This window comes from Acidovorax kalamii, assembly GCF_002245625.1.
GTDB lineage: Bacteria > Pseudomonadota > Gammaproteobacteria > Burkholderiales > Burkholderiaceae_C > Acidovorax > Acidovorax kalamii.
Window position 1 is genome coordinate 18,643 of the sequence record NZ_NOIG01000002.1, and the last position, 23,173, is coordinate 41,815.

Here is a 23,173-nt window from a genome sequence, read left to right on the forward strand (position 1 = left end):
CTCTTTCCTTCTTTCTTTGGTTCGCTGTCCTCGCCGCGCTTACGCGGTGAGGGCCGCTTTCATTTGTTCAAGACGGGCCTTGACCGAAGTGTCCAGCACCTCGTCACCCACCACTACGCGAATGCCACCGATCAGGGACTCGTCCAGCTGAGCGGTGAGGTTGAGCTTGCGGCCAAAGCGCTTTTCCAGCGCAGTGCCGACATCGGCCAGTGCGGCAGCGTCCATCGGAAAGGCGCTGTGCACCACAGCATCCGACGAGCCGCTGCGGCCATTCACGAGGGCACGAAACTGTGCAGCGACTTCCGGCAGCGCGGCGAGGCGCCCGTTGTCGATGACCGTGCGCAAGAAGTTCTTGGCCGTGTCAGGCAGAGCCGAACGCGCAACACCCGTGAAGACGGCAAACACCTGGTCTGCCGTCACCTTGGGGTTGTCCGCCAGCTGGCGCAACTGGGGGTTGGCGGCAATGGCCGCCAGTTCATCGACCCAGTCAGCAGTGCTGGCCAGGTCCATGCCCGCACCCGCAGTAGCGGCCTTGAACAGGGCTTCGGCGTAAGGGCGGGCAATGGTGGCGAGTTCAGCCATGTGTGTCCCCTTACAGCTCGGTCTTCAGGCGGTTGAGCAGGTCGGCGTGAACGCCGGCATTGACTTCCTTGCGGAGAATCTGCTCTGCACCCTTGACGGCCAGCGCTGCGACCTGCTCACGCAGGGCTTCGCGGGCTTGCACCGTTTGCTGCTCGGCTTCGGCACGGGCGGAAGCAACAATCTTGTTGCCTTCTTCCGTGGCGCGTGCCTTGGCTTCTTCGATGATGGCCTGGGCACGTCGGTCGGCGTCCGCAAGACGCGAGGCCGTTTCGTTGCGCACCTGCGCCAGTTCCTTCTCGACCTTCTGATTGGCAGCGGTCAATTCGGACTTGGCACGGTCGGCAGCAGCGAGGCCTTCGGCGATTTTCTGGGCTCGTTCATCCAACGCCTTCGCGATCGGGGGCCACACGAATTTCATCGTGAACCACACCAGGATCAGGAAGACGATGGCCTGAATGAACAGGGTCGCGTTGATACTCACGGCAACACCTTTCTAGAGTGGCGTTGAGTGGGAATTACTTGGGCAGGTTGGCCAAGAACGTGGAAGCGAAGGGGTTGGCGAAGGCGAACAGCAGAGCGATAGCAACACCGATCAGGAACGCAGCGTCGATCAGGCCGGCCAAGATGAACATCTTGGTTTGCAGTTCGTTGATCAGTTCAGGCTGACGTGCCGACGATTCGAGGAACTTGCCACCCATCAGTGCGATACCGATGGAAGCGCCGATAGCGCCCAGACCAACGATCAGACCACAAGCCAGAGCGACGAGACCGAGAATGTTTTCCATGATGACTCCTGAGTTAAAAAAGAAAAGTTGAAAAGGAAAGAGAAACGAAAGGGAACCGTTTAGTGCGCGTTGTGCGCCTGACCGAGGTAGATCAGCGCAAGCATCATGAAGATGAACGCTTGCAGCGAGATCACCAAAATGTGGAACAGCGTCCAGATGGTGCCAGCGATGACGTGGCCCACAGGCAGCAGCACACCCGACAGCGACAGTGCAGCTGCGCCACCCATCAGGGCGATCAGCATGAACACCAGTTCACCGGCGTACATGTTGCCGAACAACCGCATGCCATGCGATACGGTGTTGGCCACATATTCAATGATCTGCATCAGCACATTTACCACCGCCAGAATCAGGGCGAAGATGGGGTTCTTGCTGGTGCCGAAAGGAGCAGAAACGAGTTCGTGAGCCCAGCCGCCAGCGCCCTTGATTTTGACGCTGTACCAGAAGCGCAGAATCAGGATGGCGAATGCCAGGCCCAGGGTGGTCGAAAGGTCGGCCGTAGGCACAACACGCAGGTAGGCATGGTGCGGGTCGTGACCGGCAGCACCGTAGATCTTGGCCCAGATGGCGGGCAGCAGGTCCACAGGCAGCATGTCCATGAAGTTCATCAGAAAGATCCAGACGAACACCGTGAGACCCAGGGGGGCGATGAACTTACGGCTTTCAGCGTTGTGGATGTTGGCCTTGGCCTGGTTGTCCACCATCTCGACCAGCATTTCCACGGCTGCCTGGAAGCGGCCGGGCACGCCGGAGGTCGCCTTGCGGGCAGCGGACCACAAAATCAAAAGAGTGAGGACACCCAGAACCAGACCCACAATGATCGAGTCGTAGTTGATGACGGTGAAATCAACAATCTTGGTCTGGTTGACGTTCTGAAGATGCTGCAGGTGGTGAACGATGTATTCACTTGCAGTCGGAGCGTGCGCTTCTGCGGCCATCGGACAACTCTCTTGTAACTATCAATCGGTTTTTCGGACACCAGACCGCACCAACAGTGCCGCCCAGTACGTTTTCATTGTGATCACCATGCCAACCAGCAAGGCCATCCAGCTCAAGTCCGGCACGAGCCGGGGTGCCGCTGCAAGCAGCGCCACCGTCAACACGATCTTGGCGATTTCCCAACCAAAGAACCCCAGCATGGCTGCACGCGGATCGGACGACGCCTTGCGGCGAAACACCCCCCGTGCAAACAAGCCCGCCGGAACCACCACCGCCACGGCGCCGTAGGCTGCAGACCAACCCACCGACGCCCGGCCTGTCAGAACCCAGGCCACCAGGGCCACCAGCATTCCAACCAGTGCCTGACCTGCCACCACCTTCCACACCGAGATGGGAGGATTGCGACTGCGCCACTGCTCCGCCTCTTGGGCTGTCAGGGGCTTGAAGTCAGATTCTTCAGCCTCAGCTTCAGTCTCAGGAGCGATTGTTTTCATTGTTGAATGACGCCCGCGTTACAGACTGCAACTTTCACAAAGCCTCTAATTATAAGTAAAAACCCATGGCAGTCGGCAAAAACCCGCAAACCGGGTGCGTGACCCGCGCGCCAGCGTGCGCCGTTGTGGTGACAGGCCAACGGGTTCAACGAGGCAAAACGGCCCATCCTGCACCGGATTGGCGCACGCAAAAGCTGCGGCTCGCGCCATGCCACCGGGCCTCTGGCGCACAATGGCGCAGCGCCATCAGCTATTGAAACCGAAGCAAAGACCCAAGGGCTTTTCACCATGACACCCACCACTCCGCCGCCCGCCAATGGCCTTGCCGAGCAGGCCACCGACCCACGCAAAGACTCGCTCATCGAATACCCCTCCCGGTTCCCTATCAAGGTCATGGGCGCCAAGGTGGACGGCTTTGTGAACGCGGTCACCGAGCTGGCGCGCCAGTTCGACCCCACCTTCGACGCCAGCACCATTGAACTGCGCGATAGCCGCGCGGGCAATTACCTCGGAGTAACCATCACCATCACCGCAACCAGCCGGGAACAACTCGACAACCTGTACCGAGCACTGTCCTCGCACCCGCTGGTCAAGGTCGTCCTGTAGGCCCGTGTCTACAACCACGCCCCCGAAGCCGGAGCCTGTGCGCCCCCACCCCCAGATCCTTGGCCGGGTGGACTACGCCACCACCGTGCAGGCCATGCAGGACTACACGGCCACGCGTGCGCCCGACACCCCCGACGCCCTGTGGTTGTGCGAGCATGCGCCGCTCTATACACAGGGGCTGGCTGGCAAGAGCGACCATGTCCTGGCCCCCGGCAGCATTCCCGTGGTGGCGACCAACCGGGGCGGACAGGTCACCTTCCACGGCCCGGGCCAGGTGGTTGCCTACCCGCTGATCGACCTGCAGCGCGCTGGCTACTTCGTCAAAGAGTATGTCTACCGCGTGGAAGAGGCCGTGATACGAACGCTGGCTCATTTTGGCGTCACGGGCCACCGCGTGGGTGGCGCACCTGGCATCTATGTGCGCCTTCACGACCCCCACAGCCACGCCATGCTGCCCCAGCGCCCCCAAAAACACACCGGCGCCGGCGCCCCTCCAGCCCCCGACTTCGACGGCCTGGGCAAGATCGCCGCCTTGGGCATCAAGGTCAGCCGGCATTGCACCTACCACGGCGTGGCGCTCAATGTGGCCATGGACCTGGAACCCTACTCGCGCATCAACCCTTGCGGTTACGCAGGTTTGCAAACAGTGGACCTTTCTACAATCGGGGTCCACACCACCTGGGAAGAAGCCGCGCAGGTGCTGGGCCAGCAGCTCAGCATCCGGTTGGCGCCCTGAACTCTGCCTACAGCCATGAGCACCCCTGAAGTCGTCCGCGAAGCGCAATCCACCGAAGCCTACAACCCGCTGGCCAAACAAAAGGCTGCGGCCAAGCTGTCGCGCATTCCAATCAAGGTGGAGCAAGGCGAAGTGCTGAAGAAGCCCGACTGGATCCGCGTGAAGGCAGGCAGCCCCACCACGCGCTTCTACGAAATCAAGGAGATCCTGCGCGAACACAAGCTGCACACGGTGTGCGAAGAAGCCTCCTGCCCCAACATCGGCGAGTGCTTCGGCAAGGGCACTGCCACCTTCATGATCATGGGCGACAAATGCACGCGCCGCTGCCCGTTCTGCGACGTGGGCCACGGCCGCCCCGACCCGCTGGACAAGGACGAGCCCCTGAACTTGGCCAAGACGATTGCCGCACTCAAGCTCAAGTATGTGGTGATCACCAGCGTGGACCGCGACGACCTGCGCGACGGCGGCAGCGGCCACTTTGTGGAATGCATCCAGAACATCCGCGCGCTGTCGCCCACCACCCAGATCGAGATCCTGGTGCCCGACTTTCGCGGCCGCGACGACCGTGCGCTCGAAATCCTCAAGGCCGCGCCGCCCGATGTGATGAACCACAACCTGGAAACCGCGCCCCGCCTGTACAAGGAAGCGCGCCCAGGCTCTGACTACCAGTTCAGCCTGAATTTGCTGAAAAAGTTCAAGGCCCTGCACCCCAACGTCCCCACCAAGAGCGGCATCATGGTGGGCCTGGGCGAAACGGACGAAGAAATCCTGCAGGTGATGCGCGACATGCGCGCACACAACATCGACATGCTGACCATCGGCCAGTACCTGTCCCCCAGCAACAGCCACCTGCCCGTGCGCCGCTACGTGCACCCCGACACGTTCAAGATGTTCGAGGAAGAAGCCTACAAGATGGGTTTCAGCCACGCCGCCGTCGGCGCCATGGTACGCAGCAGCTACCACGCGGACCAGCAGGCGCACGCAGCCGGGGTCTGAGCCCCGGCACACACCCACCGTCTGCGGCGGAGCGATACCATGCATGCCCCAAACCAGCTCTCCCTGCGCCGCTACGGCGCCTCGCCCGGCAGCCACCGCCACGACCACTTCCAGGTCCTGCTGGGGCTGTCCGGCGCCCTGGAGCTGGAGGTGGAAGGGCGCGGCGTGCGGGTGGCCGCCGGCGGGGGCTGTGTCATTGCCCCGGGGGACCGGCACGATTTCGAGTCCGCCGGGGGCAGCCTGTGCCTGGTGCTCGACAGCGCCCACCCGGCCTGGGCGGCACTCTCGTGCCCGCCAGCGGCGACGGCCCCGCCCGCCCAGGCGCTGCCCTTGGCGCACTACCTGGCCAGCGCGCTGCAGCAGGGCCGCCCGCTGGCGCTGGCCCACGGCCCTGCCTTGCTGCGCGAGGCCTGGCTGGCCGATGGGTGCGGATCTGCCGCACGCGCACACACTGCCCCGGCCCCCACCCGCCGCCCCATCGACTGGCTTGCGCTGCAGCAATGGGCGGCGCGGCAGTGGCACACCGAGTTGACCGTGGCCGATCTGGCGGCGCAGGTGCACCTGAGCCCCAGCCAGTTTGCCGCCCGTTGCCGGGACGACCAGGGCATGGGCCCCATGGCCTGGCTGCGCAGCCAGCGCTTGGCGCACGCGCGGCTGCTGCGTGGCACGGGCATGGCGGTGGCTGAAGTGGCGCGGCGCACGGGCTACCGTTCGCCCTCGGCCCTGACGGCCGCACTGCGCCGGACGCACCAGGCTTGAACAACAGGCTCTGGTGCCGGACAACCCCTGGCGCGCGACGATCTATCGCCATTGCGCGACGACCGGCGCGCTTAAGCTCGGCCCATGCAAGCCAACCTCTACGCCCTGGGCGCCATCGCGCTGTGGGCCTCCCTCGCCTCGCTGGGCGTGTCGCTCACCCATGTTCCGCCGTTCCTGCTCACGGGCATTGCGCTCATCATCGGCAGCGTGCCCGCCTGGCCGTTTGTGCTGCGCGATCCGTCGCAGTGGCGCATTCCGCTGCGCACGCTGGCGCTGGGGGTGTACGGCCTGTTCGCTTACCACTTCCTGCTGTTCATCGCGCTGCGCCATGCGCCGCCGGTCGAGGCCAACCTGGTCAACTACCTCTGGCCGCTGTTCATTGTGGTGCTCTCGCCCGTGGTGTTGCCTGGCGTGGCGCTGCGCCTGCCCCATGTGCTGGCGGCGCTGCTGGGGTTTGTGGGGGCGGCCATTGCGATCGCCGGTGGCCGGGAGCTGAGCGGCACCCTGGCCTGGGGCTACCTGCCCGCGCTGGCAGCCGCCCTCATCTGGGCCACCTATTCGCTGCTGACCAAGCGCGTGGCCGCCTTCCCGACCACGGCCATCGGACTGTTCGGGCTGGTCTCGGGCGTGCTCTCGCTGCTGTGCCATGTGGCGCTGGAACCCGCCGCCAGCCTGCAGCCGCGCGACTGGGCGCTGCTGGCCGTGCTGGGCCTGGGGCCGCTGGGAGCGTCGTTTTTCATGTGGGACAAGGCGCTCAAGCTGGGCGACGCGCGGCACATCGGCATCCTGAGCTACATCACACCTCTGGCCTCCACCGCGTTGCTGATCGTGGTGAGCGGGCGCCAGTTCAGCGCCAGCATTGCGCTGGCGACGGTGATGATCATTGGCGCGGCCATCCTGGGCATGCGGGCCCGCTGAAATACAAGCCAAATTGGCCGTTACCGCGCGTCCACCATGGCTTGATAGCTATCAGTTTTGAGTATTTCTGCGCACCCGCAGAAACAGCCAGCCGGTGATGGACAGGTTCAGCAGGTTCCAGCCAATGCCGTTCACAAACGCGGCGTGGTAGCTGCCGGTGATGTCGAAGATCCAGCCCGACAGCCAGCCGCCCAGCGCCATGCCCACCAGCGTGGCCATGATCACGGCGCCCACGCGCACGCTGGCCTGCGCGGGCGCAAAGTGCTCGCGCACGATGATGGCGTAGGTCGGCACGATGCCGCCCTGGAACAGGCCGAACAACGCCGAGATGAAGTACAGCGGCACCAGTCCGTCGTAAGGCAGGAACAGCAGCAGCGCCACCCCCTGCAACGCCGAGCCCAGCAGCAGGGTACGGACGCCGCCGATGCGGTCGCAGATGAGCCCGAAGACCAGGCGGCTCACGATGCCGCAGGCCAGCATGAGCGACAGCATCTGCGCGCCCTGGGCGGCGCCAAACCCCAGGTCGGTGCAGTAGGCAACGATGTGCACCTGGGGCATGGCCATGGCCACGCAGCAGGCCACGCCCGCCACACACAGCAGCGCCATCGCCGCGCCCGGCGCCAGGCCAAAAGGGCGGGAACGGTCCACGGGCACGGTGCTGGCGCCTGCCGCTGCAGCCTGGATGGCGGGCGGTCGCTGGCGCATGCGCAGCGACAGGGCCAGCATGCCCAGGCCGCAGACCAAGCCCAGCGCCATGTACGTGGGCCGCCAGCCGATGGTGTCGATGCCGTACTGGACGATGGGCGGCCAAAGGGCGCCTGCCACGTAGTTGCCGCTGGCACACACCGCCACCGCAATGCCGCGCCGCCGGTTCCACCACAGGGCCGTGTCGGCCAGCAGCGGCGCAAACGTGGCCGAACTGCCGATGAAGCCCATCACCGCATGCGCGATGCCAAACGCCCAGATGCTGCCCGAGAACGCCGCGCCCACAAAGCCACCCAGCACGGCCAGCGCCCCCAGCCACAGCACGGGCGCGAGGCCGTGGCGGTCGGCCAGCCTGCCGGTGAGCAAGCCACCCAGCCCCAGACAGACCATCATCAGCGTGTACGGCAGCGAGGCGCTGGCGCGGCCGACGCCGAACTCGGCCTGCACGGCCGGGAGCACCACCGACACCACGTACATGCTGCTGTTGCCCAGCACCACCAGGCCCAGCGTGGCCAGCAGGCGCTGCAGGGCCTGGCGCGAGTCGATGAGGGAGGCGTCGGCAGCGGGCACAGAAATACGAGTCAAATCGGCCCTTTGCGCCTGATCAGCTTGCCTTGATTGCTATCAATTTTGATTTATCTTAAGAAGCCAGCAGCGTGGCGGGCTCTTCACCGCCAATCACCTGCTGCGCCCAGGGGGCCAGCTTGCGGGTGTCGGCGCGCAGCACCTCCTGCTTGATGGCCAGTATCTGCGCAGGGTGCATGGAAAAGCTGCGCAGGCCCAGGCCCAGCAGCAGGCGCGTCATGGTCACGTCGCCCGCCGTTTCGCCGCACACACACACGCTCTTGCCCTGGCGCTCGCCCTCGGCGATCACATCGCCCACCAGGCGCAGCACGGCGGGGTGCAGCGGGTCGTACAGGTGGGCCACGGCTTCGTCGGCGCGGTCGATGGCCAACGTGTACTGGATCAGGTCGTTGGTGCCGATCGAGAGAAAGTCGAAATACTTGAGGAAGGTGCGCACCATGAGCGCGGCGGCGGGCACCTCGATCATGGCGCCCAGCTGCACGGGGCCGTAGGGCTCGCCACGCGCGTCCAGCTCGGCGCGGGCCAGATCGACCTGCGCCAGCGTCTGCTGGATCTCGTGCGTGTGCGCGAGCATGGGGAACAGCAGGTTCACCTTGCCATGCGCGGCCGCGCGCAGCACGGCGCGCAGCTGGGTGCGGAACATGGCGGGGTCGGCCAGGCTCCAGCGGATGGCGCGCAGGCCCAGCGCGGGGTTCAGGTAGTTGTCCTTGTGGGCCTTGTTGTCCAGGGGTTTGTCGGCGCCCACGTCGATGGTGCGGATGGTGACGGGCAGGCCCTGCATGCCGTCGATGGCCTCGCAGTAGGCGCGGTACTGCTCGTCCTCGCCGGGCAGGTTGCCGCTTTTGCCCATGAACAGAAATTCGCTGCGGAACAGGCCCACGCCCACGGCGCCTGCACGCACGGCGGCGGCCGCGTCGCCGGGTTGCTCGATGTTGGCCAGCAGCTCGATCTTGTGGCCGTCGATGGTGATGGCAGGCGTATGCCTCAGGCGCGCCAGGCGTTCGCGCTCCAGCTCGACCTGGCGCTGGCGAAAACCGTATTCGGCCAGGATGATGGGCGAAGGATCGACGATGACCACGCCCGCATCGCCGTCGATGATGACCCAGTCGTCCTGCCGCACCAGCTGGCTGGCGGCGCGCGCGCCCACCACGGCAGGGATGTCCATGCTGCGCGCGACGATGGCGGTGTGCGATGTCTTGCCGCCCACGTCGGTCACAAAGCCCGCAAACACGCTTTGCTTGAACTGCAGCATGTCGGCGGGGGAGAGGTCGTGCGCCACCAGCACCAGGGGCACATCCACCGTGTCGTCCAGCAACAGGTCTTGCTGCGTCTTGCGGCGCGGGCTGCTGGCGGGTGGCGCCACGGGGCTGGCCACGCCCTTCATGTGGCGCAGGATGCGCTCCACCACCTGCTCCAGGTCGGCCTTGCGCTCGCGCAGGTACTCGTCCTCCATCTCGTCGAACTGGCGCGCAATCACTTCCAGCTGCGTGGTCAAAGCCCACTCGGCGTTGTACAGCCGCTCGGTGATCCAGTGCTTGACGCCGCCCGTGAGGGCCTCGTCCTGCAGCAGCATCAGGTGCACATCGAGCAGCGCGGTCAGCTCGTGCGGCGCGTCGGCGGGCATGTCGGTCTGCAGGCGCTGCAGTTCCTCCACCACGGCGTTGCGGCCCTGGCGCACGCGCTCGATTTCGCCCTCGACCTGGGAGGGCTCGACAAAATAATGCGCCACATCCACGCGGCTCGATGCCACCAGCACGGCACGGCCGATGGCGATGCCGCGTGCGACGGCGAGACCGTGGACGGAGAAGGTCATGGTGGTGTGATCAAAGGTTCGACAGGTTCAGGACAAGGGCGAGGTGTGGGTAGGCTTATTCACCCTCGCCAAATTTGTCGGCGATGAGCGCCAGCAGGGCGTCCATGGCCTCTTGCTCGCGGTCGCCGCTGGTTTCCAGCTCCACCTCGGAGCCCAGGCCGGCGGCCAGCATCATCACGCCCATGATGCTCTTGGCGTTGATGCGGCGCTCGCCCTTGCTCATGAAAACGTCGCAGGGAAAGCTGCCGGCCAGCTTGGTGAGCTTGGCCGATGCGCGGGCGTGCAGGCCCAGTTTATTGCTGATGGTCGTACGGGTCTTGATCATGTCGGTGACGGCGGTTCTGGTTCTGTGGTGCGGAAATGGCCACCTGCATCACCCCCTGCGTGCCCCCCACCACCGCGCGGTTGACCACGGAGTCGAGGGGTTCGGCCCGGTAGCTCACGGCGCGCAGCAGCATGGGCAGGTTGACACCCGTCACCAGGCGCGAACGCACGCCATCGACCAGGCGCTGCGCCACGTTGCACGGCGTGGCGCCGAACACGTCGGTCAGCACCAGGGTGGAATCGGTGCCGAGCTGCTCCAGCAGGATGCGCGCCTGGGCCAGCGACTCTTCGGGCGGCTGGTTGGGCTGCACATCCAGCGCGGCCACGCTGCCTGCGCAGTCGGCAAACACGTGCAGGGCACATTCGCGCAGCGCGTGGGCCAGCGGGGCGTGGGCAATGATGAGGATTCTGGTGGGGCTCATGGTGGTGACCTACGCAATACAGGGCATCGACACATCGCGTGTCACAGGCTCGCGGAGAAGCACGCGGCCCGTTGTTGCATCGTCATGTGCGCAGGTCTTCATGGTGTGGGGGTTGGCAGCACATTATGGCGCCGCCCCCGCAGCACGAACCACGCATAGGCGCCCGCGTTGCACACCAGGTACACCGCCATGGCCGCCTGGAACGCAGGCACCGTGGCCAGCCCGGCCCCCGCAAACGCATCCACGGCCAGGCCAATGCCCCACTGCACCACAAACACGCCCACAAAAATCACCAGGTTGTAGGCCGACAGCGCCCGCCCCGCCAGCGCCTGCGGGAACGCCATGGCCACGGCGGGCTGCGACAGCGACACAAAGGTGCACGACACGCAGAACAGCGCCCAGGCGCCGCCCCCGGCCTGCGGCCCGGCCAGGATGATGCCCAGCAGCACCACCGAGCACAGCGGCAGCCCCCAGGCCATGAGCCGGTCGGCCCCAAAACCCTTGCGCAGCAGCCAGGGGTTGAGCATGCCCCAGGACCAGAAGGTGCAGAGCATGGACACATTGATCCAGAACAGCCCGGTGGCGGCCTCCAGCGCGGTGTAGCCCGCCACGCGCTGCATCCACGGCCCGGCCCACAGGGTCTGCATGGCCACCATGCCGCCGTAGCAGAAGAACCCCAGCGGCGCGAGACGCTGGAAGTAGGGGTGGCGCCACACCACGCCATAGCCCTGGGGCACGGCCTCTGCGGCGCTGGCATCTGCCTTCGCCTGCCCCGCCGGGCCCCAGCCCGGCACCCAGAGGGCAATCACCACCATCGACAGCGCAATCAGCACCGCCAGTCCCCAGAACAGCGGGCGCCAACCCACCAGCGGCAGGGCCCATTGCACCGGCAGCGTGGACGCCACCATGCCCAGCGAGCCGGTCATGAGCATCCACGAGTTGGCGCGCATCTGGGCCACGGGGTCCAGCCAGCGGCGGTAGCCTGTGAGCGGCGCCATCAGGCAGGCACTGACCCCCGCGCCGCACAGCACGCGCCCGGCCAGCAGGCCCGAAAACCCGGTGGCCGCCGAAAACACCAGGCTGCCCACCACGGCCACGCCCAGAAACCCCAGCGCGACCTTCTTGGGCCCATGGCGGTCCAGCCAGGTGCCCAGCGGCAGCTGCGTGGCCGAAAAGCCCAGGAAGTAGCCCCCGGCCAGCAGCCCCAGGTCACGCGCCTGCAGCGCAAACTCTGCCGCCAGCGTGGGCGCCAGCGTGGCCGTGACGGCCCGCACCAACGCCGACAGAAAGTAGGCAAACGCAAAGGCCAGGAAAACAATGACGGCCGAGCGCCGCGACAACAGGCCGGACGACACGCCACTCATGGCAGCGCCAGGCCGGCAAAAAACTGCTCAGCCACCTCCGGCCGGGGCTTCTGGCTGTAGACCACCGCGTGGAACAGCCGCACCTCGGGGCCTGCCGCACGCGCAAACCACACGGCCTGCGCCGTGACCGCCGCGCCATCGGCGCGCTGGCCCTGGGCCACCGTGCGCAGCGACTGCGGCAGCGGCAAGGCGCCGCGCGGTGTGTAGGGGGTGTCGGCCGCCGAAGCGGCCGCCTGTGGCCCCAGGCGCGCCAGCACCGCCGCGCGCCAGTGGGTGAGCGCCGTGCCCACCTGGGCCGGATCGGCCAGCGCCGCGTGCGACACGGCAAAGGTGGCGCCATCGGCATCGCAGCCCACCATGGCCAGCGCCACCGGCGCCCCGGCCAGTTCCACGGTGCGGGTGGCCTGGTCGGGCTTGCAGGGCAGCGTGATGGTGAGGCCCGCCTCGGGCAAGGCCACGGTGCGCCAGTTCAGCGCGGGACTGCAGCCCGCCAGCAGCAGGGCCAGCGCCCCGGTCAATGTCCAATGCATCGGCCCATTATCGACAGAGCGTCGGCAGAGCAGCCCGAACTTTTGTAGCCGGGCCGACTCGACCCCCTGGGCCAGCCCTCCGGCACAATGCCGTGTGGGCCTCGGAGCCTCGTTCTTTCTGGATGGTGAAATCATGGCGATCAAGCATTGGGCAGCAGGTGTGGCGGTGGCAGCGTTTGCGGCCGTGGGCGCGTACGTCTACCTGGACACAGGCCGCGCCGAAGCGCCCGCATCCACCTTTGTGCTGCTGGATGGCACCAGCAAATCCACCGCCGACCTGAAGGGCAAGGTCACCCTGGTGAACTTCTGGGCCACGAGCTGCACCACCTGCGTGGCCGAGATGCCCGAGATCGTCGCCACCTACAACAAGTACAACGCCAAGGGATTCGAGACCCTGGCCGTGGCCATGAGCTACGACCCGCCCAGCTATGTGGTCAACTTTGCCGAAACGCGCAAGCTGCCCTTCAAGGTGGCCATCGACAACACCGGCGCCGTGGCCAAGGCCTGGGGCGATGTGCGCCTCACGCCCTCGACCTTCATCGTCAACAAGCGCGGCGAGATCGTGAAAACCTACGTGGGCGCGCCCAACTTCCCCGAGCTGCACCAGCTCATCGAGAAGCTGCTGGCAGAGACCTGAGCCGGTGTGAGCCGGACGGCGGGGCTGCTCTGACGAACAAGGGGCTGATTTCCAAAGAAATCAGCCCCTTGCGCGCTATGGGATTGCCCCATCAGCTATTCATTCAATAGCAATCATCACTTCGCACGGTAGTTGTCGTGGCAGGCCTTGCAGGTGCCTGCGGCAGCGCCGAACGCGGTCTTGAGGTTATCGAGGTTGCCCGTCTTGGCAGCGGCGGCCAGCTTGACCGACTCGGCCTGCAGCTTGTCGGAATGTTCCTTGAACTTGGCCTGCTCGGTCCAGATCTCCGGCAGCGCCTTGGTGGGTGCGCCCTTGTCCGTGCCCGCGCCAAAACCGGCCCAGGGCAGCTTGGCCATTTCGGCCACCACGTCGGCGTTCTCCTGCGCGGCCTTGGCATCAAACGGCACGCGGCCATTGGCCATGGCGCCCAGGCGGCCGAAATGCTGGCCCATCACGAAGAGTGCGCTCTGGCGGTACTTGATGGCGTCCTCGGCCTTGGCAAACTGGGCCGAGGCGGGGGCCGACACGGTCAGCGTGGCGGCAGCAAGGGCAAATGCGGCAAGTGCTTTCATGGGAGATTTCCTTTGTCGTGGGGTGGGCTCCCACCTTGGGGCCCGGTGGCAGTATGCCGCTTTGGGCCTGTTTTCGCATGGCCGGGGCCCTTCCGGCCGCGCGTGGCCTCCTTCACAATGCGCCCATCCTGCCTTTTCCCTCGCTTTTGCTGCCATGACGCCACACACCGTACGGATCTGGGACCTTCCCACCCGCCTCTTCCACTGGGCCCTGGCCGCCTGTGTCATTGGCCTGGTCATCACCGCCAAGGTGGGCGGCAACGCCATGGAGTGGCACTTTCGCCTGGGCTACGCCGTGCTGGCACTGCTGGTCTTTCGAGTGGTCTGGGGGCTGATCGGCGGGCGCTGGTCGCGCTTCTCGGCCTTTTTGTACTCACCCGCCCGGCTCGTGCGCTACCTGCGCGGCAACGCCCACCCCGAGGACAACGCCGGGCACAGCCCGCTGGGTGCGCTGTCGGTGTTTGCGCTGCTCGCAGTGTTGGGCGCGCAGGTGGGCACGGGCCTACTGAGCGACGACGAAATCGCTTTTGCCGGGCCGCTCACCCGTTTTGTTTCCAACACCGTGGTGGGCCAGGCCACGGGCTACCACAAGGAGATTGGCCAGTATCTCGTGCTCGGCCTGGTCGCCCTGCATGTGCTGGCCGTGCTGTTCTACGTGTTGGTGCGCAAGCACACCCTGGTGCGCCCCATGTTGGGCGGCGACAAGGCCCTGCCCGTGCCCGCCACGCCCTCGCGCGACGATGCGCTGAGCCGCGCCCTGGCGCTGGTGGTGCTGGCCGGCAGCGCGGGGCTGGCCTGGTGGGTCTCGTCGCTGGCCATGGCGGCGGGGTTCTGACGGGCTCTAAGGACGACCTCGCTACACTGCGGCTTCCATCGTTTTGCCCCCTCGCGTTTTGGACAAGCCTTCCATCACCCTGCGAACCCCCAGCACCCCTGCCGAGCTGGACGCCGTGCGCGACATCTTCCGGGAATACGCCAGCACCCTGGGCGTGGACCTGTGTTTCCAGGGCTTTGACGCCGAACTCGCCCAGCTGCCGGGCGACTACGCCGAACCCCGCGGCGCCCTGCTGATCGCCGAGGTCGAAGGCGCCGTGGCAGGCTGCTGCGCCCTGCGCCCCCTGGATGCCGCCGACTACCCCAACGCCAGCGAAATGAAGCGCCTTTATGTGCGCAAGGCGTTTCGGGGTTTTGGCCTGGGGCGCGAGCTGGCCGAGGCCATGCTGGACCGCGCAAGGCAGGCGGGCTATGCCTGCGTGCTGCTCGACACCCTCGATGACATGGAATCCGCCCGCGCGCTGTACACCGATCTGGGGTTTGAGGAGATTCCGCCCTACTACCACAACCCCATTGCTGGGGCACATTACCTCAAGGTCGATATTTCTTGAGCTTTTTTGGGCCTTTGCGCCCATCCCATAAGCCCTGATAGCTATCATTTTGATAGTTCACATAGAATCGCAGCGGCCTGGTGCCAAGCATGTCGAGCCTGCACAGGTTCGGGCCGTGGGGCAGCCCCACGGTGTTCTCCTCATACGCGCACATTGGGGCGCGCGAACCAGCCGCCACCGGTGGCAAACAGTTCGCGCCCAACCCGCTGGTTGGTACTAGGCCAACCTCTTTCTGAACGCCGCGCCGTGACGCTGTCGGCCCCCATCCGCGCCCTGGCCAGGGCCTTGGCACTGGCCCTGCTGGCCGATGCAGACAGCCCCGATCGCCGCAGCCTGCGCGCACTGGTGGCCCGGGCCGGGCACTGCCTGGGCCATGCGGCCCCAGAGCCCGGCCCTTCGCCATTGCCCGAGGTGCTGTTGGAGCAACTGCGCCGCCTGTCCACGGTGTCCGCAGCCGAATGGGCCCGGCTGGAGCCCGAAGACCTCGCCAACTGGCTGTGCCGGGGTTTCTGGTGGCGCAAGGCCGGGGTGCGCAACGGCACTGCGCCCTGGCAGTTGCAAGATGGCGGGGACCTTGTTACTGAAGGTGACGACATCGGCTTTTGGGACCCGGAGGACAACGACGGAGACGCCCCCTCCGCCACGCCGTGGCACCTGCGGACGGACGCCCAGCTCGCCCAGAGCTTCCGCACCTGGGCGGCAAGCCCCCGCACGGGCAGGCCTTTGCACTGGCTGCTGCGCCCCGGCACGGCAGGTCCACCCCCCGCCTGGATGGGCAGTGCCCCGCAGTGCTCCGTCCCCATGCTGGCCACGGCACAAGATCTGTTCCAGCTGCTGGGCGTTCCCCTGGAGGATCTGCTGTGGCTGGCGCCCGACCATGGCCACTGGCGCGAACCCCAGGGCGGCTATGCCCTGCCCGCATCGCACTACCGCTACCGCCTGCTGCCCAAAACCAGCGGCGGCCTGCGGCTGCTGGAGGCCCCACGCCCACGCCTGGCAACCGCCCAGCGCCGCATTCTGGACCGCCTGCTGGCAGGCATCCCGGTCCACGAGGCCGCGCACGGCTTTGTGCGGGGCCGCAGTGTGGGCAGCCATGTGCAGGTGCACACCCGGCAGGCGGTGGTGGTTCGTTTTGATCTGGCCGATTTTTTCACCCACATCAACGCCACGCGTGTACGGGCGCTGTGGCGCGCGCTGGGGCATGGCCGCCCGGCGGCCGAGCTGCTCACGCGCCTGACCACCACGCGCACGCCTGCGCCTGTCCGCGAGCGCCTGTGGGAAGACAACGCACCGACCTCGGCGCAGACGATTGCGCAGCGCCGCTCCACCCACGCGCGCCTGGCGCAGCTCCATCTGCCCCAAGGGGCACCCACCTCACCCGCTCTGGCCAATCTGTGCGCGTTTGGGCTGGATTTGCGGCTGCATGCACTGGCGCAGCGCTTTGGCGCGCGCTACACACGGTATGCGGATGATCTGGTGTTTTCAGGCCCGCAGGACCTGCAGGGCCAGTTTGGCGCGCTGCGCGCCTGGGTTGGCGCCATCGTGCAGGACGAGGGTTTTGCACTGCGCGGTGACAAAACCCGGCTGATGCCCGCCCACCAGCGCCAGTCCGTCACGGGGCTGGTGGTCAATCAGCGCCCCAACTACAGCCGGGAGCAGTTCGACATCCTGAAGGCCCGGCTGCATCGGCTGGCGCGCCTGCCCGGGGTGGATGTGGGCGAGCGCGCGCGCCTGGAGGGAGAAATCCACTGGGCGGGCCAGTGGCTGGCACCGACGCGCAGAGAGAAGCTCCTGCGGCTGTTCGGTGCCATCCGATTCACGGACGCGGCTCAGGACAAGGGGTAACTCAGGCCTTCTGGGCTTGCTGCAGCAGCGTGTCCGCGTCGCTGACTTCGAACTTGCCAGGGCCCTCCACGTTGAGTGTGAGCACTTTGCCGTCGCGCACCAGCATCGAGTAGCGGTTGCTGCGCAGGCCCAGGCCCTTGCCCGTCAGATCCAGGGTGAGGCCGGTGGCCTTGGCGAAGGTTGCATCGCCGTCGCCCAGCATGCGCACCTTGCCATCGGTCTTCTGGTCGCGCGCCCAGGCGCCCATCACGAAGGCGTCGTTCACGCTCACGCACCAGATCTCGTCCACGCCAGCGGCCTTGAACTCGGCGGCCTTTTCAACGTAGCCGGGCACATGCTTGGCCGAGCAGGTGGGGGTAAAGGCGCCCGGCAGTGCAAACAGGGCAATCGTCTTGCCTGCCGTGGCCTTGTCCACCGGCACGGGGTTCGGGCCAATGCTGCAGCCTTCGCCCTCGACTTCGGAATATTCCATCAGGGTGGTTGCAGGCAGGGTGTCACCGACTTTGATCATTGTTATCTCCTTGGAGGTTGGTAGATGGGGGAAGGGGTCAACGGAGGACCCCGGGTGGGCCCGGGAATTTGCCGGGGCCATTCCAGAAAGGCGGCCCACAAAGCAAAACGACCCACATTGTGGGTCGTTTTGAAGGGCCTTGCAGACCGGGGGGTTGCCCCGGGCTTCAATGCAGCACTGCCTGTTACAGCAGACCGGCCTTTTGCACCAAGCGGGTGGCCACCCAGTTCTTGGTCTTGGAGAGCGGACGGCTCTCGGTGATTTCAATCGTGTCGCCCAGCTTGTACTCGTTGTTTTCGTCGTGCGCGTGGTACTTGCTCGACTTGGCAACGATCTTGCCGTAGAGCTCGTGCTTCACACGGCGCTCGATCAGCACGGTCACGGTCTTGTTACGCTTGTCGCTGACCACCTTGCCAACCAAGGTGCGCTTGAGGGATTTTTTAGCTTCCGTCATAGGGGCTCCTTACTTGGCGGCTTGCTTTTCAGCAAGGATGGTCTTGGCACGTGCGATATCACGGCGGGTGGTGCGCAGCGTGTTGGTGTTAGCCAATTGCTGCGTAGCCTTTTGCATGCGCAGGCCGAAGTGGGCCTTTTGCAGCGCCTTGATTTCGGCTTCGATGCCAGCAACGTCTTTTTGGCGCAGTTCAGTAGCTTTGGTCATTTTCATGGTCTCCTGAATTACGCGCCGAGGTGACGGCTGACGAACGTGGTGCGCAGCGGCAGCTTGGCAGCAGCCAAGCGGAACGCTTCGCGGGCCAGTTCTTCGGGCACACCAACGATTTCGAACACGATCTTGCCGGGCTGGATTTCGGCCACGTAGTACTCGGGGTTGCCCTTACCGTTACCCATACGCACTTCTGCGGGCTTGGTAGAGATTGGCTTGTCCGGGAACACGCGGATCCAGATACGGCCGCCACGCTTGACGTGACGGGAAATCGCACGGCGTGCAGCTTCGATCTGGCGGGCCGTCAGACGGCCACGATCGGTGCACTTCAGACCGAAATCACCGAAGGCAACGGAGGCACCCCGCGTTGCGACGCCAGTGTTACGGCCCTTTTGCTCTTTGCGATATTTACGGCGAGCAGGTTGCAGCATCTTTATTCTCCTTTACCGTCCGCTGCTGTAGCGGGCGCGGCGACCTTGCGTACGCGCTTAACGGCGGTGTTATCAGCGCCACCAGCTTCCGCTGGCTTGTCGCTGCCGTCGGCCGGAGCGGTGTTGCCACCGACAGGACGACGTGGGCCACGGCCTGCGCCTGGACGGTCGCCACCTGGGCGGCCATCACGGCGTGGGCCGCGTGGGCGGCGCTCTTCGTCTGGACGAGGCGTTTCCACAGCTGGCAGGTCGTTACGACCCAGCGTGTCACCCTTGTAAACCCAGACCTTGACGCCGATCACACCGTAGGTGGTCTTGGCTTCAGAGGTGCCGTAGTCGATGTCCGCACGCAGCGTGTGAAGTGGCACGCGGCCTTCACGGTACCACTCGCAGCGAGCGATTTCGATACCGTTCAGACGGCCGGACGACATGATCTTGATGCCCTGGGCACCCAGACGCATGGCGTTCTGCATGGCGCGCTTCATGGCGCGGCGGAACATGATGCGCTTTTCGAGCTGCTGCGTGATGCTGTCGGCGATCAGCTTGGCATCGATTTCGGGCTTGCGCACTTCTTCGATGTTCACTGCGACAGGCACGCCCAGGCGCGACGCGAGTTCCTTCTTCAGGTTCTCGATGTCTTCACCCTTCTTGCCGATCACCACACCAGGACGTGCCGAGTAAATGGTGATGCGGGCGTTCTTGGCGGGGCGCTCGATCAGGATGCGCGACACAGCCGCGTTCTTGAGCTTGGCCTTCAGGTACTCGCGCACCTTGATGTCTTCGGCCAGCATGCCTGCGAAGTCGCGGTTGCTGGCGTACCAACGGCTGGACCAGTTGCGGCTGACCGCAAGGCGGAAGCCGGTAGGATGGATTTTCTGTCCCATAGTCTTCCCGAGCCTTTAGTTGCCAACCGTCACGTACACATGGCACGTGGGCTTGCTGATGCGGTTGCCGCGGCCTTTGGCGCGCGCGGTGAAGCGCTTGAGCGTGGTGCCTTGTTCGACGTAGATGGTCTTGACCTTCAGTTCGTCGATGTCAGCGCCATCGTTGTGTTCGGCGTTGGCAATGGCCGACTCCAGAACCTTCTTGACGATGCCAGCAGCTTTTTTCTGCGTGAACGTCAGGATGTTCAGAGCCTGATCCACCTTCTTGCCGCGGATCAGATCGGCGACCAGACGGCCCTTATCGACCGACAGACGGACGCCCCGGAGGACTGCACGTGTTTCAGACATGGTCGTTCCTTACTTCTTCGCTTTTTTGTCAGCGGGGTGACCCTTGAAGGTGCGCGTCAGGGCGAATTCGCCCAGCTTGTGGCCCACCATCTGGTCGGTGACATAGACCGGCACGTGTTGCTTGCCGTTGTGCACGGCAATGGTCAGACCGATGAACTCGGGCAGAACCATGGAGCGACGCGACCAGGTCTTGACTGGTTTCTTGTCCTTGGTGGCAACGGCCTTTTCGACCTTGGCCAGCAAGTGATGGTCAACAAATGGACCCTTTTTGAGAGAGCGAGTCATCTGTTACCCCTTACTTCTTGCGACGCGACACGATCATGATCTGTGTGCGCTTGTTGTTACGGGTGCGATAACCCTTGGTCAGATTGCCCCAAGGATCGACTGCATGGCGGCCTTCGCCGGTGCGGCCTTCGCCACCACCGTGAGGGTGATCCACCGGGTTCATGGCCACGCCGCGAACCGTTGGGCGAATACCCATCCAGCGCTTCACACCGGCCTTGCCCAGTTGGCGCAGGCTGTGTTCTTCGTTGGCCACTTCGCCAATGGTGGCGCGGCATTCGATGTGGATCTTGCGCACTTCACCCGAGCGCATGCGCACTTGGGCGTAGGTGCCTTCGCGAGCCAGCAGGGTTGCCGAAGCACCAGCCGAGCGGGCGATCTGCGCACCGGCACCGGGCTTGAGCTCGATGCAGTGGATGGTCGAACCCACGGGGATGTTGCGGATAGGCAGCGTGTTGCCAGCGCGGATCGGAGCTTCCGAACCGGACAGCAGGGTTGCGCCCACTTCCAGGTTGCGGGGAGCGATGATGTAGCGGCGCTCGCCGTCGGCATAGCACACCAGAGCGATGTGGGCCGTACGGTTCGGGTCGTACTCGATGCGCTCAACCTTGGCCGGAATGCCGTCCTTGTTGCGCTTGAAGTCCACCACACGGTAGTGGTGCTTGTGACCACCGCCCTTGTGGCGGGTGGTGATGTGACCGTTGTTGTTGCGACCGGCCTTCTGGAACTGGGGTTCCAGCAGGGGGGCAAACGCTTCACCCTTGTACAGGTGGTCACGCGTGACCTTCACCACAGCACGTTGGCCGGGCGAAGTGGGTTTCATCTTGATAACGGCCATGATTAAGCAGCCTCCCCGGACAGGTTCAGCTCTTGACCTGGCTGCAGCGTGACGTATGCCTTGCGAACATTGTCGCGGCGGCCCACGGTCTTGCCGAAGCGCTTGGTCTTGCCTTTGGTGTTCACCACGGAAACGCCCTTGACCTCCACCTTGAACATCAATTCCACAGCGGCCTTGATTTCTGGCTTGGTAGCGTTCTGCAGCACCTTGAACGTCACAGCATTGGACTTTTCAGCAACCATGGTGGCCTTTTCGGACACGATGGGAGCGACCAGCACTTGCATCAGACGACCTTCGTCAAACTTGAGCGTGCTCATGCGAACATCTCCTTGAGTTTGTCGATTGCGCCCTTGGTGACGAGCACTTTCTTGAATCGGACCAGCGACACGGGATCGGCGTAACGGGGCTCAACAACGAGCACGTTCACCAGATTGCGGGAGGCCAGGTACAGGTTTTCGTCCACTTCGTCGGCAATCACCATCACCGATTGCAGGTTCATCGCCTTGAACTTGTCGGCCAGGACCTTGGTCTTGGGGGAGTCAAGCTTCAGCGAATCGACCACAGCCAGACGGCCTTCGCGGGCCAGCTGCGACAAGATGGCAGACATACCGGCGCGGTACATCTTCTTGTTGATCTTCTGCGTGAAATTTTCGTCAGGCATGTTCGGGAAAATCCGACCACCCCCACGCCACAGTGGCGAGGAAGTCATACCTGCACGTGCGTTACCCGTACCCTTTTGCTTGAAAGGCTTCTTGGTCGAGTGACGGACTTGCTCGCGGTCTTTTTGAGCGCGAGTGCCTTGGCGGGCGTTGGCCTGGTAGGCCACCACGATCTGGTGCACCAGATCTTCGTTGTATTCACGACCGAACACGGTTTCAGGAACATCCAGCTTGGATGCGCCTTGGCCTTGGTCATTCAGGAGTTCGAGCTGCATTAGTTCGCTCCTTTGGAGGCTTTGGCCTTGATCGCTGGACGCACCGTCACGAACCCACCCTTGGAGCCCGGAATAGCGCCCTTGATCAAGAGCAGTTGACGCGCTTCGTCGATGCGGATCACATCGAGGTTTTGCGTGGTCTTGGTGACGTCGCCGAGGTGGCCCGTCATGCGCTTGCCGGGGAACACGCGACCGGGGTCTTGTGCCATACCGATGGAGCCAGGCACGTTGTGCGAACGGCTGTTACCGTGCGACGCGCGCTGCGAGGCCATGTTGTGGCGCTTGATGGTACCGGCGTAGCCCTTACCGATCGAAGTACCTTGTACATCGACCTTCTGGCCCACGGCAAACACATCCGCCACGGGCACAGCAGCACCCGCGGCATACTTGCCAGCGGTTTCAGCGGTCACGCGGAATTCCTGGATGATTTCACCGGCTTCCACACCTGCCTTGGCAAGGTGGCCGGCTTCTGGCTTGGTCACGCGCGATGCTTTGCGCGAACCGAACGTGACCTGCAGGGCCACGTAGCCATCGTTCTCTTGGGTTTTGACCTGGGTAACGCGGTTGTTGGACACATCCACCACCGTGACAGGCACTGCGTCCCCATCATCGGTGAACAGACGCATCATGCCCACTTTGCGACCCAGCAACCCGAGGGAGTTGCTCAGACTCATTGGTTTTCTCCAAAACTCTCACCGCTGCGACTTCAATTGGCCTCAGCGTTTTGCTCAGCACTTGCGCGCCAGCGTGTGAAAGAAGGTTAATAAAACTCCACCTCAACCCAGCGACTTTGCAGGCGCGAGAAAGGTGAAGCCCTAAAGTATAACGCGGACTGCTTTTTCAAGCAAGTCCGCGTTACAAACCATCAGGCCGGCCCTCGCGGACCAGCCTTCCGGGATTACTGCAGCTTGATTTCGACGTCCACGCCAGCAGGCAGGTCGAGCTTCATCAGGGCATCAACGGTCTTGTCCGTTGGGTCCACGATGTCCATCAGACGCTGGTGCGTACGGATTTCCAGCTGGTCACGCGACGTCTTGTTGACGTGGGGCGAACGCAGGATGTCGAAACGCTTCATGCGCGTTGGCAGGGGCACGGGACCCTTGACGATGGCGCCGGTGCGCTTGGCGGTGTCAACGATCTCAGCAGCGGACTGGTCGATCAGCTTGTAGTCAAACGCCTTCAGGCGGATGCGGATTTTTTGCTTGGACATGGCAAGTTCCTTGTTCTGCTTATGAATTAAGCAATGATCTTGGCCACGACGCCAGCGCCCACCGTGCGGCCGCC

At 64.6% G+C, this 23,173-nt stretch carries 33 protein-coding genes; 9 read left to right on the forward strand and 24 right to left on the reverse strand.

Features of this window, described 5'->3' with window-relative positions:
- Positions 1-39: 39 nt before the first annotated feature.
- The 5 genes from CBY09_RS02150 to CBY09_RS02170 are packed head-to-tail and all read right to left on the reverse strand — an operon-like array spanning position 40 to position 2,800.
- A complete protein-coding gene (locus CBY09_RS02150) occupies positions 40-582 on the reverse strand; it encodes a F0F1 ATP synthase subunit delta (protein ID WP_094285963.1) in 543 nt (180 codons plus the stop codon).
- 10 nt (positions 583-592) lie between these two features.
- Positions 593-1,063, reverse strand: coding sequence for a F0F1 ATP synthase subunit B (locus CBY09_RS02155; protein WP_094285965.1), 471 nt, complete (start codon positions 1,061-1,063; stop codon positions 593-595).
- 34 nt (positions 1,064-1,097) lie between these two features.
- Positions 1,098-1,367: a F0F1 ATP synthase subunit C gene (atpE, locus tag CBY09_RS02160; protein ID WP_007847749.1), complete on the reverse strand. Its 270-nt coding sequence runs from the start codon at positions 1,365-1,367 to the stop codon at positions 1,098-1,100.
- A gap of 59 nt (positions 1,368-1,426) precedes the next feature.
- Positions 1,427-2,305, reverse strand: coding sequence for a F0F1 ATP synthase subunit A (gene atpB / locus CBY09_RS02165; protein ID WP_094285967.1), 879 nt, complete (start codon positions 2,303-2,305; stop codon positions 1,427-1,429).
- A 21-nt stretch (positions 2,306-2,326) separates the two neighbouring features.
- On the reverse strand, positions 2,327-2,800 hold the full coding sequence (locus tag CBY09_RS02170; protein ID WP_094285969.1) for an ATP synthase subunit I: 474 nt from the start codon (positions 2,798-2,800) through the stop codon (positions 2,327-2,329).
- Between the two features lie 288 nt (positions 2,801-3,088).
- Between CBY09_RS02170 and CBY09_RS02175 the strand changes: the two genes are divergently transcribed.
- The 5 genes from CBY09_RS02175 to CBY09_RS02195 all read left to right on the forward strand — a co-directional run bounded on the left by CBY09_RS02175 (position 3,089) and on the right by CBY09_RS02195 (position 6,815).
- Positions 3,089-3,406: a YbeD family protein gene (locus CBY09_RS02175; protein ID WP_094285971.1), complete on the forward strand. Its 318-nt coding sequence runs from the start codon at positions 3,089-3,091 to the stop codon at positions 3,404-3,406.
- Positions 3,407-3,500: 94 nt separating this feature from the next.
- Positions 3,501-4,142 carry a lipoyl(octanoyl) transferase LipB gene (lipB, locus tag CBY09_RS02180; protein ID WP_240515550.1) on the forward strand — a complete coding sequence of 214 codons (642 nt, stop codon included), beginning with the start codon at positions 3,501-3,503 and terminating at the stop codon, positions 4,140-4,142.
- 15 nt (positions 4,143-4,157) lie between these two features.
- The gene (gene lipA, locus CBY09_RS02185) at positions 4,158-5,138 is read left to right on the forward strand and encodes a lipoyl synthase (protein WP_094285973.1); all 981 of its coding nucleotides are present in this window, start codon (positions 4,158-4,160) and stop codon (positions 5,136-5,138) included.
- A gap of 39 nt (positions 5,139-5,177) precedes the next feature.
- Positions 5,178-5,897: an AraC family transcriptional regulator gene (locus CBY09_RS02190; RefSeq protein ID WP_094285975.1), complete on the forward strand. Its 720-nt coding sequence runs from the start codon at positions 5,178-5,180 to the stop codon at positions 5,895-5,897.
- 84 nt (positions 5,898-5,981) lie between these two features.
- Complete coding sequence (locus CBY09_RS02195) at positions 5,982-6,815, forward strand: DMT family transporter (protein WP_094285977.1); 834 nt, start codon at positions 5,982-5,984, stop codon at positions 6,813-6,815.
- A gap of 51 nt (positions 6,816-6,866) precedes the next feature.
- On the opposite strand, the gene CBY09_RS02200 is transcribed toward CBY09_RS02195, so the two are convergent.
- The 6 genes from CBY09_RS02200 to CBY09_RS02225 form a co-directional block, all read right to left on the reverse strand.
- Complete coding sequence (locus tag CBY09_RS02200) at positions 6,867-8,096, reverse strand: MFS transporter (protein WP_094286005.1); 1,230 nt, start codon at positions 8,094-8,096, stop codon at positions 6,867-6,869.
- A 64-nt stretch (positions 8,097-8,160) separates the two neighbouring features.
- A complete protein-coding gene (gene ptsP / locus CBY09_RS02205; protein ID WP_094285979.1) occupies positions 8,161-9,918 on the reverse strand; it encodes a phosphoenolpyruvate--protein phosphotransferase in 1,758 nt (585 codons plus the stop codon).
- 55 nt (positions 9,919-9,973) lie between these two features.
- Positions 9,974-10,243, reverse strand: coding sequence for an HPr family phosphocarrier protein (locus CBY09_RS02210; RefSeq protein WP_015012201.1), 270 nt, complete (start codon positions 10,241-10,243; stop codon positions 9,974-9,976).
- Entirely contained in the window at positions 10,212-10,664 is a 453-nt protein-coding gene (locus CBY09_RS02215) for a PTS sugar transporter subunit IIA (protein WP_094285981.1), read from the reverse strand. Before CBY09_RS02215 ends, CBY09_RS02210 begins: the two co-directional genes overlap by 32 nt.
- Positions 10,665-10,762: 98 nt before the next feature.
- On the reverse strand, positions 10,763-12,028 hold the full coding sequence (locus CBY09_RS02220) for an MFS transporter (protein WP_094285983.1): 1,266 nt from the start codon (positions 12,026-12,028) through the stop codon (positions 10,763-10,765).
- Positions 12,025-12,558 (reverse strand): hypothetical protein, encoded by a 534-nt coding sequence (locus CBY09_RS02225; protein ID WP_094285985.1) that lies wholly within the window; start codon positions 12,556-12,558, stop codon positions 12,025-12,027. Before CBY09_RS02225 ends, CBY09_RS02220 begins: the two co-directional genes overlap by 4 nt.
- Before the next feature lie 133 nt (positions 12,559-12,691).
- Between CBY09_RS02225 and CBY09_RS02230 the strand changes: the two genes are divergently transcribed.
- Positions 12,692-13,195: a TlpA disulfide reductase family protein gene (locus tag CBY09_RS02230; protein ID WP_094285987.1), complete on the forward strand. Its 504-nt coding sequence runs from the start codon at positions 12,692-12,694 to the stop codon at positions 13,193-13,195.
- 116 nt (positions 13,196-13,311) lie between these two features.
- On the opposite strand, the gene CBY09_RS02235 is transcribed toward CBY09_RS02230, so the two are convergent.
- The gene (locus CBY09_RS02235; protein WP_063460167.1) at positions 13,312-13,767 is read right to left on the reverse strand and encodes a c-type cytochrome; all 456 of its coding nucleotides are present in this window, start codon (positions 13,765-13,767) and stop codon (positions 13,312-13,314) included.
- A 154-nt stretch (positions 13,768-13,921) separates the two neighbouring features.
- On the opposite strand from CBY09_RS02235, the gene CBY09_RS02240 reads away from it, so the two are divergent.
- The 3 genes from CBY09_RS02240 (at position 13,922) to CBY09_RS02250 (ending at position 16,997) form a co-directional block, all read left to right on the forward strand.
- Entirely contained in the window at positions 13,922-14,602 is a 681-nt protein-coding gene (locus tag CBY09_RS02240) for a cytochrome b/b6 domain-containing protein (protein WP_094285989.1), read from the forward strand.
- A gap of 58 nt (positions 14,603-14,660) precedes the next feature.
- Positions 14,661-15,152, forward strand: a complete 492-nt coding sequence (locus CBY09_RS02245; protein ID WP_094285991.1) for a GNAT family N-acetyltransferase — start codon at positions 14,661-14,663, stop codon at positions 15,150-15,152.
- A 246-nt stretch (positions 15,153-15,398) separates the two neighbouring features.
- The gene (locus CBY09_RS02250; protein WP_240515549.1) at positions 15,399-16,997 is read left to right on the forward strand and encodes a reverse transcriptase family protein; all 1,599 of its coding nucleotides are present in this window, start codon (positions 15,399-15,401) and stop codon (positions 16,995-16,997) included.
- A 1-nt stretch (position 16,998) separates the two neighbouring features.
- Here the strand turns inward: CBY09_RS02250 and CBY09_RS02255 are convergent, their stop codons facing one another.
- From CBY09_RS02255 to rpsJ, 12 genes are all read right to left on the reverse strand, one after another.
- Positions 16,999-17,508, reverse strand: coding sequence for a peroxiredoxin (locus CBY09_RS02255; protein ID WP_094285993.1), 510 nt, complete (start codon positions 17,506-17,508; stop codon positions 16,999-17,001).
- A gap of 184 nt (positions 17,509-17,692) precedes the next feature.
- Complete coding sequence (rpsQ, locus tag CBY09_RS02260) at positions 17,693-17,962, reverse strand: 30S ribosomal protein S17 (protein ID WP_094285995.1); 270 nt, start codon at positions 17,960-17,962, stop codon at positions 17,693-17,695.
- Positions 17,963-17,971: 9 nt separating this feature from the next.
- A complete protein-coding gene (gene rpmC / locus CBY09_RS02265) occupies positions 17,972-18,169 on the reverse strand; it encodes a 50S ribosomal protein L29 (RefSeq protein WP_094285997.1) in 198 nt (65 codons plus the stop codon).
- 17 nt (positions 18,170-18,186) lie between these two features.
- The gene (gene rplP / locus CBY09_RS02270) at positions 18,187-18,603 is read right to left on the reverse strand and encodes a 50S ribosomal protein L16 (RefSeq protein WP_015012190.1); all 417 of its coding nucleotides are present in this window, start codon (positions 18,601-18,603) and stop codon (positions 18,187-18,189) included.
- Between the two features lie 2 nt (positions 18,604-18,605).
- Positions 18,606-19,487, reverse strand: coding sequence for a 30S ribosomal protein S3 (gene rpsC, locus CBY09_RS02275; protein WP_063460172.1), 882 nt, complete (start codon positions 19,485-19,487; stop codon positions 18,606-18,608).
- Positions 19,488-19,502: 15 nt separating this feature from the next.
- Positions 19,503-19,835: a 50S ribosomal protein L22 gene (gene rplV, locus CBY09_RS02280; RefSeq protein ID WP_005796970.1), complete on the reverse strand. Its 333-nt coding sequence runs from the start codon at positions 19,833-19,835 to the stop codon at positions 19,503-19,505.
- 9 nt (positions 19,836-19,844) lie between these two features.
- A complete protein-coding gene (rpsS, locus tag CBY09_RS02285) occupies positions 19,845-20,120 on the reverse strand; it encodes a 30S ribosomal protein S19 (protein ID WP_010467177.1) in 276 nt (91 codons plus the stop codon).
- A gap of 10 nt (positions 20,121-20,130) precedes the next feature.
- The gene (gene rplB / locus CBY09_RS02290; protein ID WP_063460173.1) at positions 20,131-20,955 is read right to left on the reverse strand and encodes a 50S ribosomal protein L2; all 825 of its coding nucleotides are present in this window, start codon (positions 20,953-20,955) and stop codon (positions 20,131-20,133) included.
- 2 nt (positions 20,956-20,957) lie between these two features.
- A complete protein-coding gene (gene rplW / locus CBY09_RS02295) occupies positions 20,958-21,272 on the reverse strand; it encodes a 50S ribosomal protein L23 (RefSeq protein ID WP_007847815.1) in 315 nt (104 codons plus the stop codon).
- Positions 21,269-21,889, reverse strand: a complete 621-nt coding sequence (gene rplD, locus CBY09_RS02300) for a 50S ribosomal protein L4 (RefSeq protein ID WP_008906425.1) — start codon at positions 21,887-21,889, stop codon at positions 21,269-21,271. Before rplD ends, rplW begins: the two co-directional genes overlap by 4 nt.
- On the reverse strand, positions 21,889-22,563 hold the full coding sequence (gene rplC / locus CBY09_RS02305; RefSeq protein WP_094285999.1) for a 50S ribosomal protein L3: 675 nt from the start codon (positions 22,561-22,563) through the stop codon (positions 21,889-21,891). The genes rplD and rplC overlap by 1 nt, the downstream gene beginning before the upstream one ends.
- Before the next feature lie 224 nt (positions 22,564-22,787).
- Complete coding sequence (rpsJ, locus tag CBY09_RS02310; RefSeq protein WP_005796953.1) at positions 22,788-23,099, reverse strand: 30S ribosomal protein S10; 312 nt, start codon at positions 23,097-23,099, stop codon at positions 22,788-22,790.
- Positions 23,100-23,173 lie beyond the last annotated feature (74 nt).

What these genes read in the sequence shown, in the direction of transcription:
- rpsS (WP_010467177.1), bottom strand. Translation starts at nt 20,120, where the DNA reads ATGACTCGCTCTCTCAAAAAGGGTCCATTTGTTGACCATCACTTGCTG.
- CBY09_RS02230 (WP_094285987.1), top strand. Translation starts at nt 12,692, where the DNA reads ATGGCGATCAAGCATTGGGCAGCAGGTGTGGCGGTGGCAGCGTTTGCG.
- CBY09_RS02235 (WP_063460167.1), bottom strand. Translation starts at nt 13,767, where the DNA reads ATGAAAGCACTTGCCGCATTTGCCCTTGCTGCCGCCACGCTGACCGTG.
- rplD (WP_008906425.1), bottom strand. Translation starts at nt 21,889, where the DNA reads ATGCAGCTCGAACTCCTGAATGACCAAGGCCAAGGCGCATCCAAGCTG.
- CBY09_RS02170 (WP_094285969.1), bottom strand. Translation starts at nt 2,800, where the DNA reads ATGAAAACAATCGCTCCTGAGACTGAAGCTGAGGCTGAAGAATCTGAC.
- CBY09_RS02195 (WP_094285977.1), top strand. Translation starts at nt 5,982, where the DNA reads ATGCAAGCCAACCTCTACGCCCTGGGCGCCATCGCGCTGTGGGCCTCC.
- rplV (WP_005796970.1), bottom strand. Translation starts at nt 19,835, where the DNA reads ATGTCTGAAACACGTGCAGTCCTCCGGGGCGTCCGTCTGTCGGTCGAT.
- atpE (WP_007847749.1), bottom strand. Translation starts at nt 1,367, where the DNA reads ATGGAAAACATTCTCGGTCTCGTCGCTCTGGCTTGTGGTCTGATCGTT.
- CBY09_RS02225 (WP_094285985.1), bottom strand. Translation starts at nt 12,558, where the DNA reads ATGCATTGGACATTGACCGGGGCGCTGGCCCTGCTGCTGGCGGGCTGC.
- CBY09_RS02190 (WP_094285975.1), top strand. Translation starts at nt 5,178, where the DNA reads ATGCATGCCCCAAACCAGCTCTCCCTGCGCCGCTACGGCGCCTCGCCC.
- atpB (WP_094285967.1), bottom strand. Translation starts at nt 2,305, where the DNA reads ATGGCCGCAGAAGCGCACGCTCCGACTGCAAGTGAATACATCGTTCAC.
- rplP (WP_015012190.1), bottom strand. Translation starts at nt 18,603, where the DNA reads ATGCTGCAACCTGCTCGCCGTAAATATCGCAAAGAGCAAAAGGGCCGT.
- CBY09_RS02150 (WP_094285963.1), bottom strand. Translation starts at nt 582, where the DNA reads ATGGCTGAACTCGCCACCATTGCCCGCCCTTACGCCGAAGCCCTGTTC.
- lipB (WP_240515550.1), top strand. Translation starts at nt 3,501, where the DNA reads ATGCAGGACTACACGGCCACGCGTGCGCCCGACACCCCCGACGCCCTG.
- CBY09_RS02240 (WP_094285989.1), top strand. Translation starts at nt 13,922, where the DNA reads ATGACGCCACACACCGTACGGATCTGGGACCTTCCCACCCGCCTCTTC.
- CBY09_RS02220 (WP_094285983.1), bottom strand. Translation starts at nt 12,028, where the DNA reads ATGAGTGGCGTGTCGTCCGGCCTGTTGTCGCGGCGCTCGGCCGTCATT.
- CBY09_RS02215 (WP_094285981.1), bottom strand. Translation starts at nt 10,664, where the DNA reads ATGAGCCCCACCAGAATCCTCATCATTGCCCACGCCCCGCTGGCCCAC.
- rpsQ (WP_094285995.1), bottom strand. Translation starts at nt 17,962, where the DNA reads ATGACGGAAGCTAAAAAATCCCTCAAGCGCACCTTGGTTGGCAAGGTG.
- CBY09_RS02175 (WP_094285971.1), top strand. Translation starts at nt 3,089, where the DNA reads ATGACACCCACCACTCCGCCGCCCGCCAATGGCCTTGCCGAGCAGGCC.
- rplC (WP_094285999.1), bottom strand. Translation starts at nt 22,563, where the DNA reads ATGAGTCTGAGCAACTCCCTCGGGTTGCTGGGTCGCAAAGTGGGCATG.
- CBY09_RS02255 (WP_094285993.1), bottom strand. Translation starts at nt 17,508, where the DNA reads ATGATCAAAGTCGGTGACACCCTGCCTGCAACCACCCTGATGGAATAT.
- ptsP (WP_094285979.1), bottom strand. Translation starts at nt 9,918, where the DNA reads ATGACCTTCTCCGTCCACGGTCTCGCCGTCGCACGCGGCATCGCCATC.
- rplW (WP_007847815.1), bottom strand. Translation starts at nt 21,272, where the DNA reads ATGAGCACGCTCAAGTTTGACGAAGGTCGTCTGATGCAAGTGCTGGTC.
- rpsC (WP_063460172.1), bottom strand. Translation starts at nt 19,487, where the DNA reads ATGGGACAGAAAATCCATCCTACCGGCTTCCGCCTTGCGGTCAGCCGC.
- CBY09_RS02210 (WP_015012201.1), bottom strand. Translation starts at nt 10,243, where the DNA reads ATGATCAAGACCCGTACGACCATCAGCAATAAACTGGGCCTGCACGCC.
- rpmC (WP_094285997.1), bottom strand. Translation starts at nt 18,169, where the DNA reads ATGACCAAAGCTACTGAACTGCGCCAAAAAGACGTTGCTGGCATCGAA.
- rpsJ (WP_005796953.1), bottom strand. Translation starts at nt 23,099, where the DNA reads ATGTCCAAGCAAAAAATCCGCATCCGCCTGAAGGCGTTTGACTACAAG.
- rplB (WP_063460173.1), bottom strand. Translation starts at nt 20,955, where the DNA reads ATGGCCGTTATCAAGATGAAACCCACTTCGCCCGGCCAACGTGCTGTG.
- lipA (WP_094285973.1), top strand. Translation starts at nt 4,158, where the DNA reads ATGAGCACCCCTGAAGTCGTCCGCGAAGCGCAATCCACCGAAGCCTAC.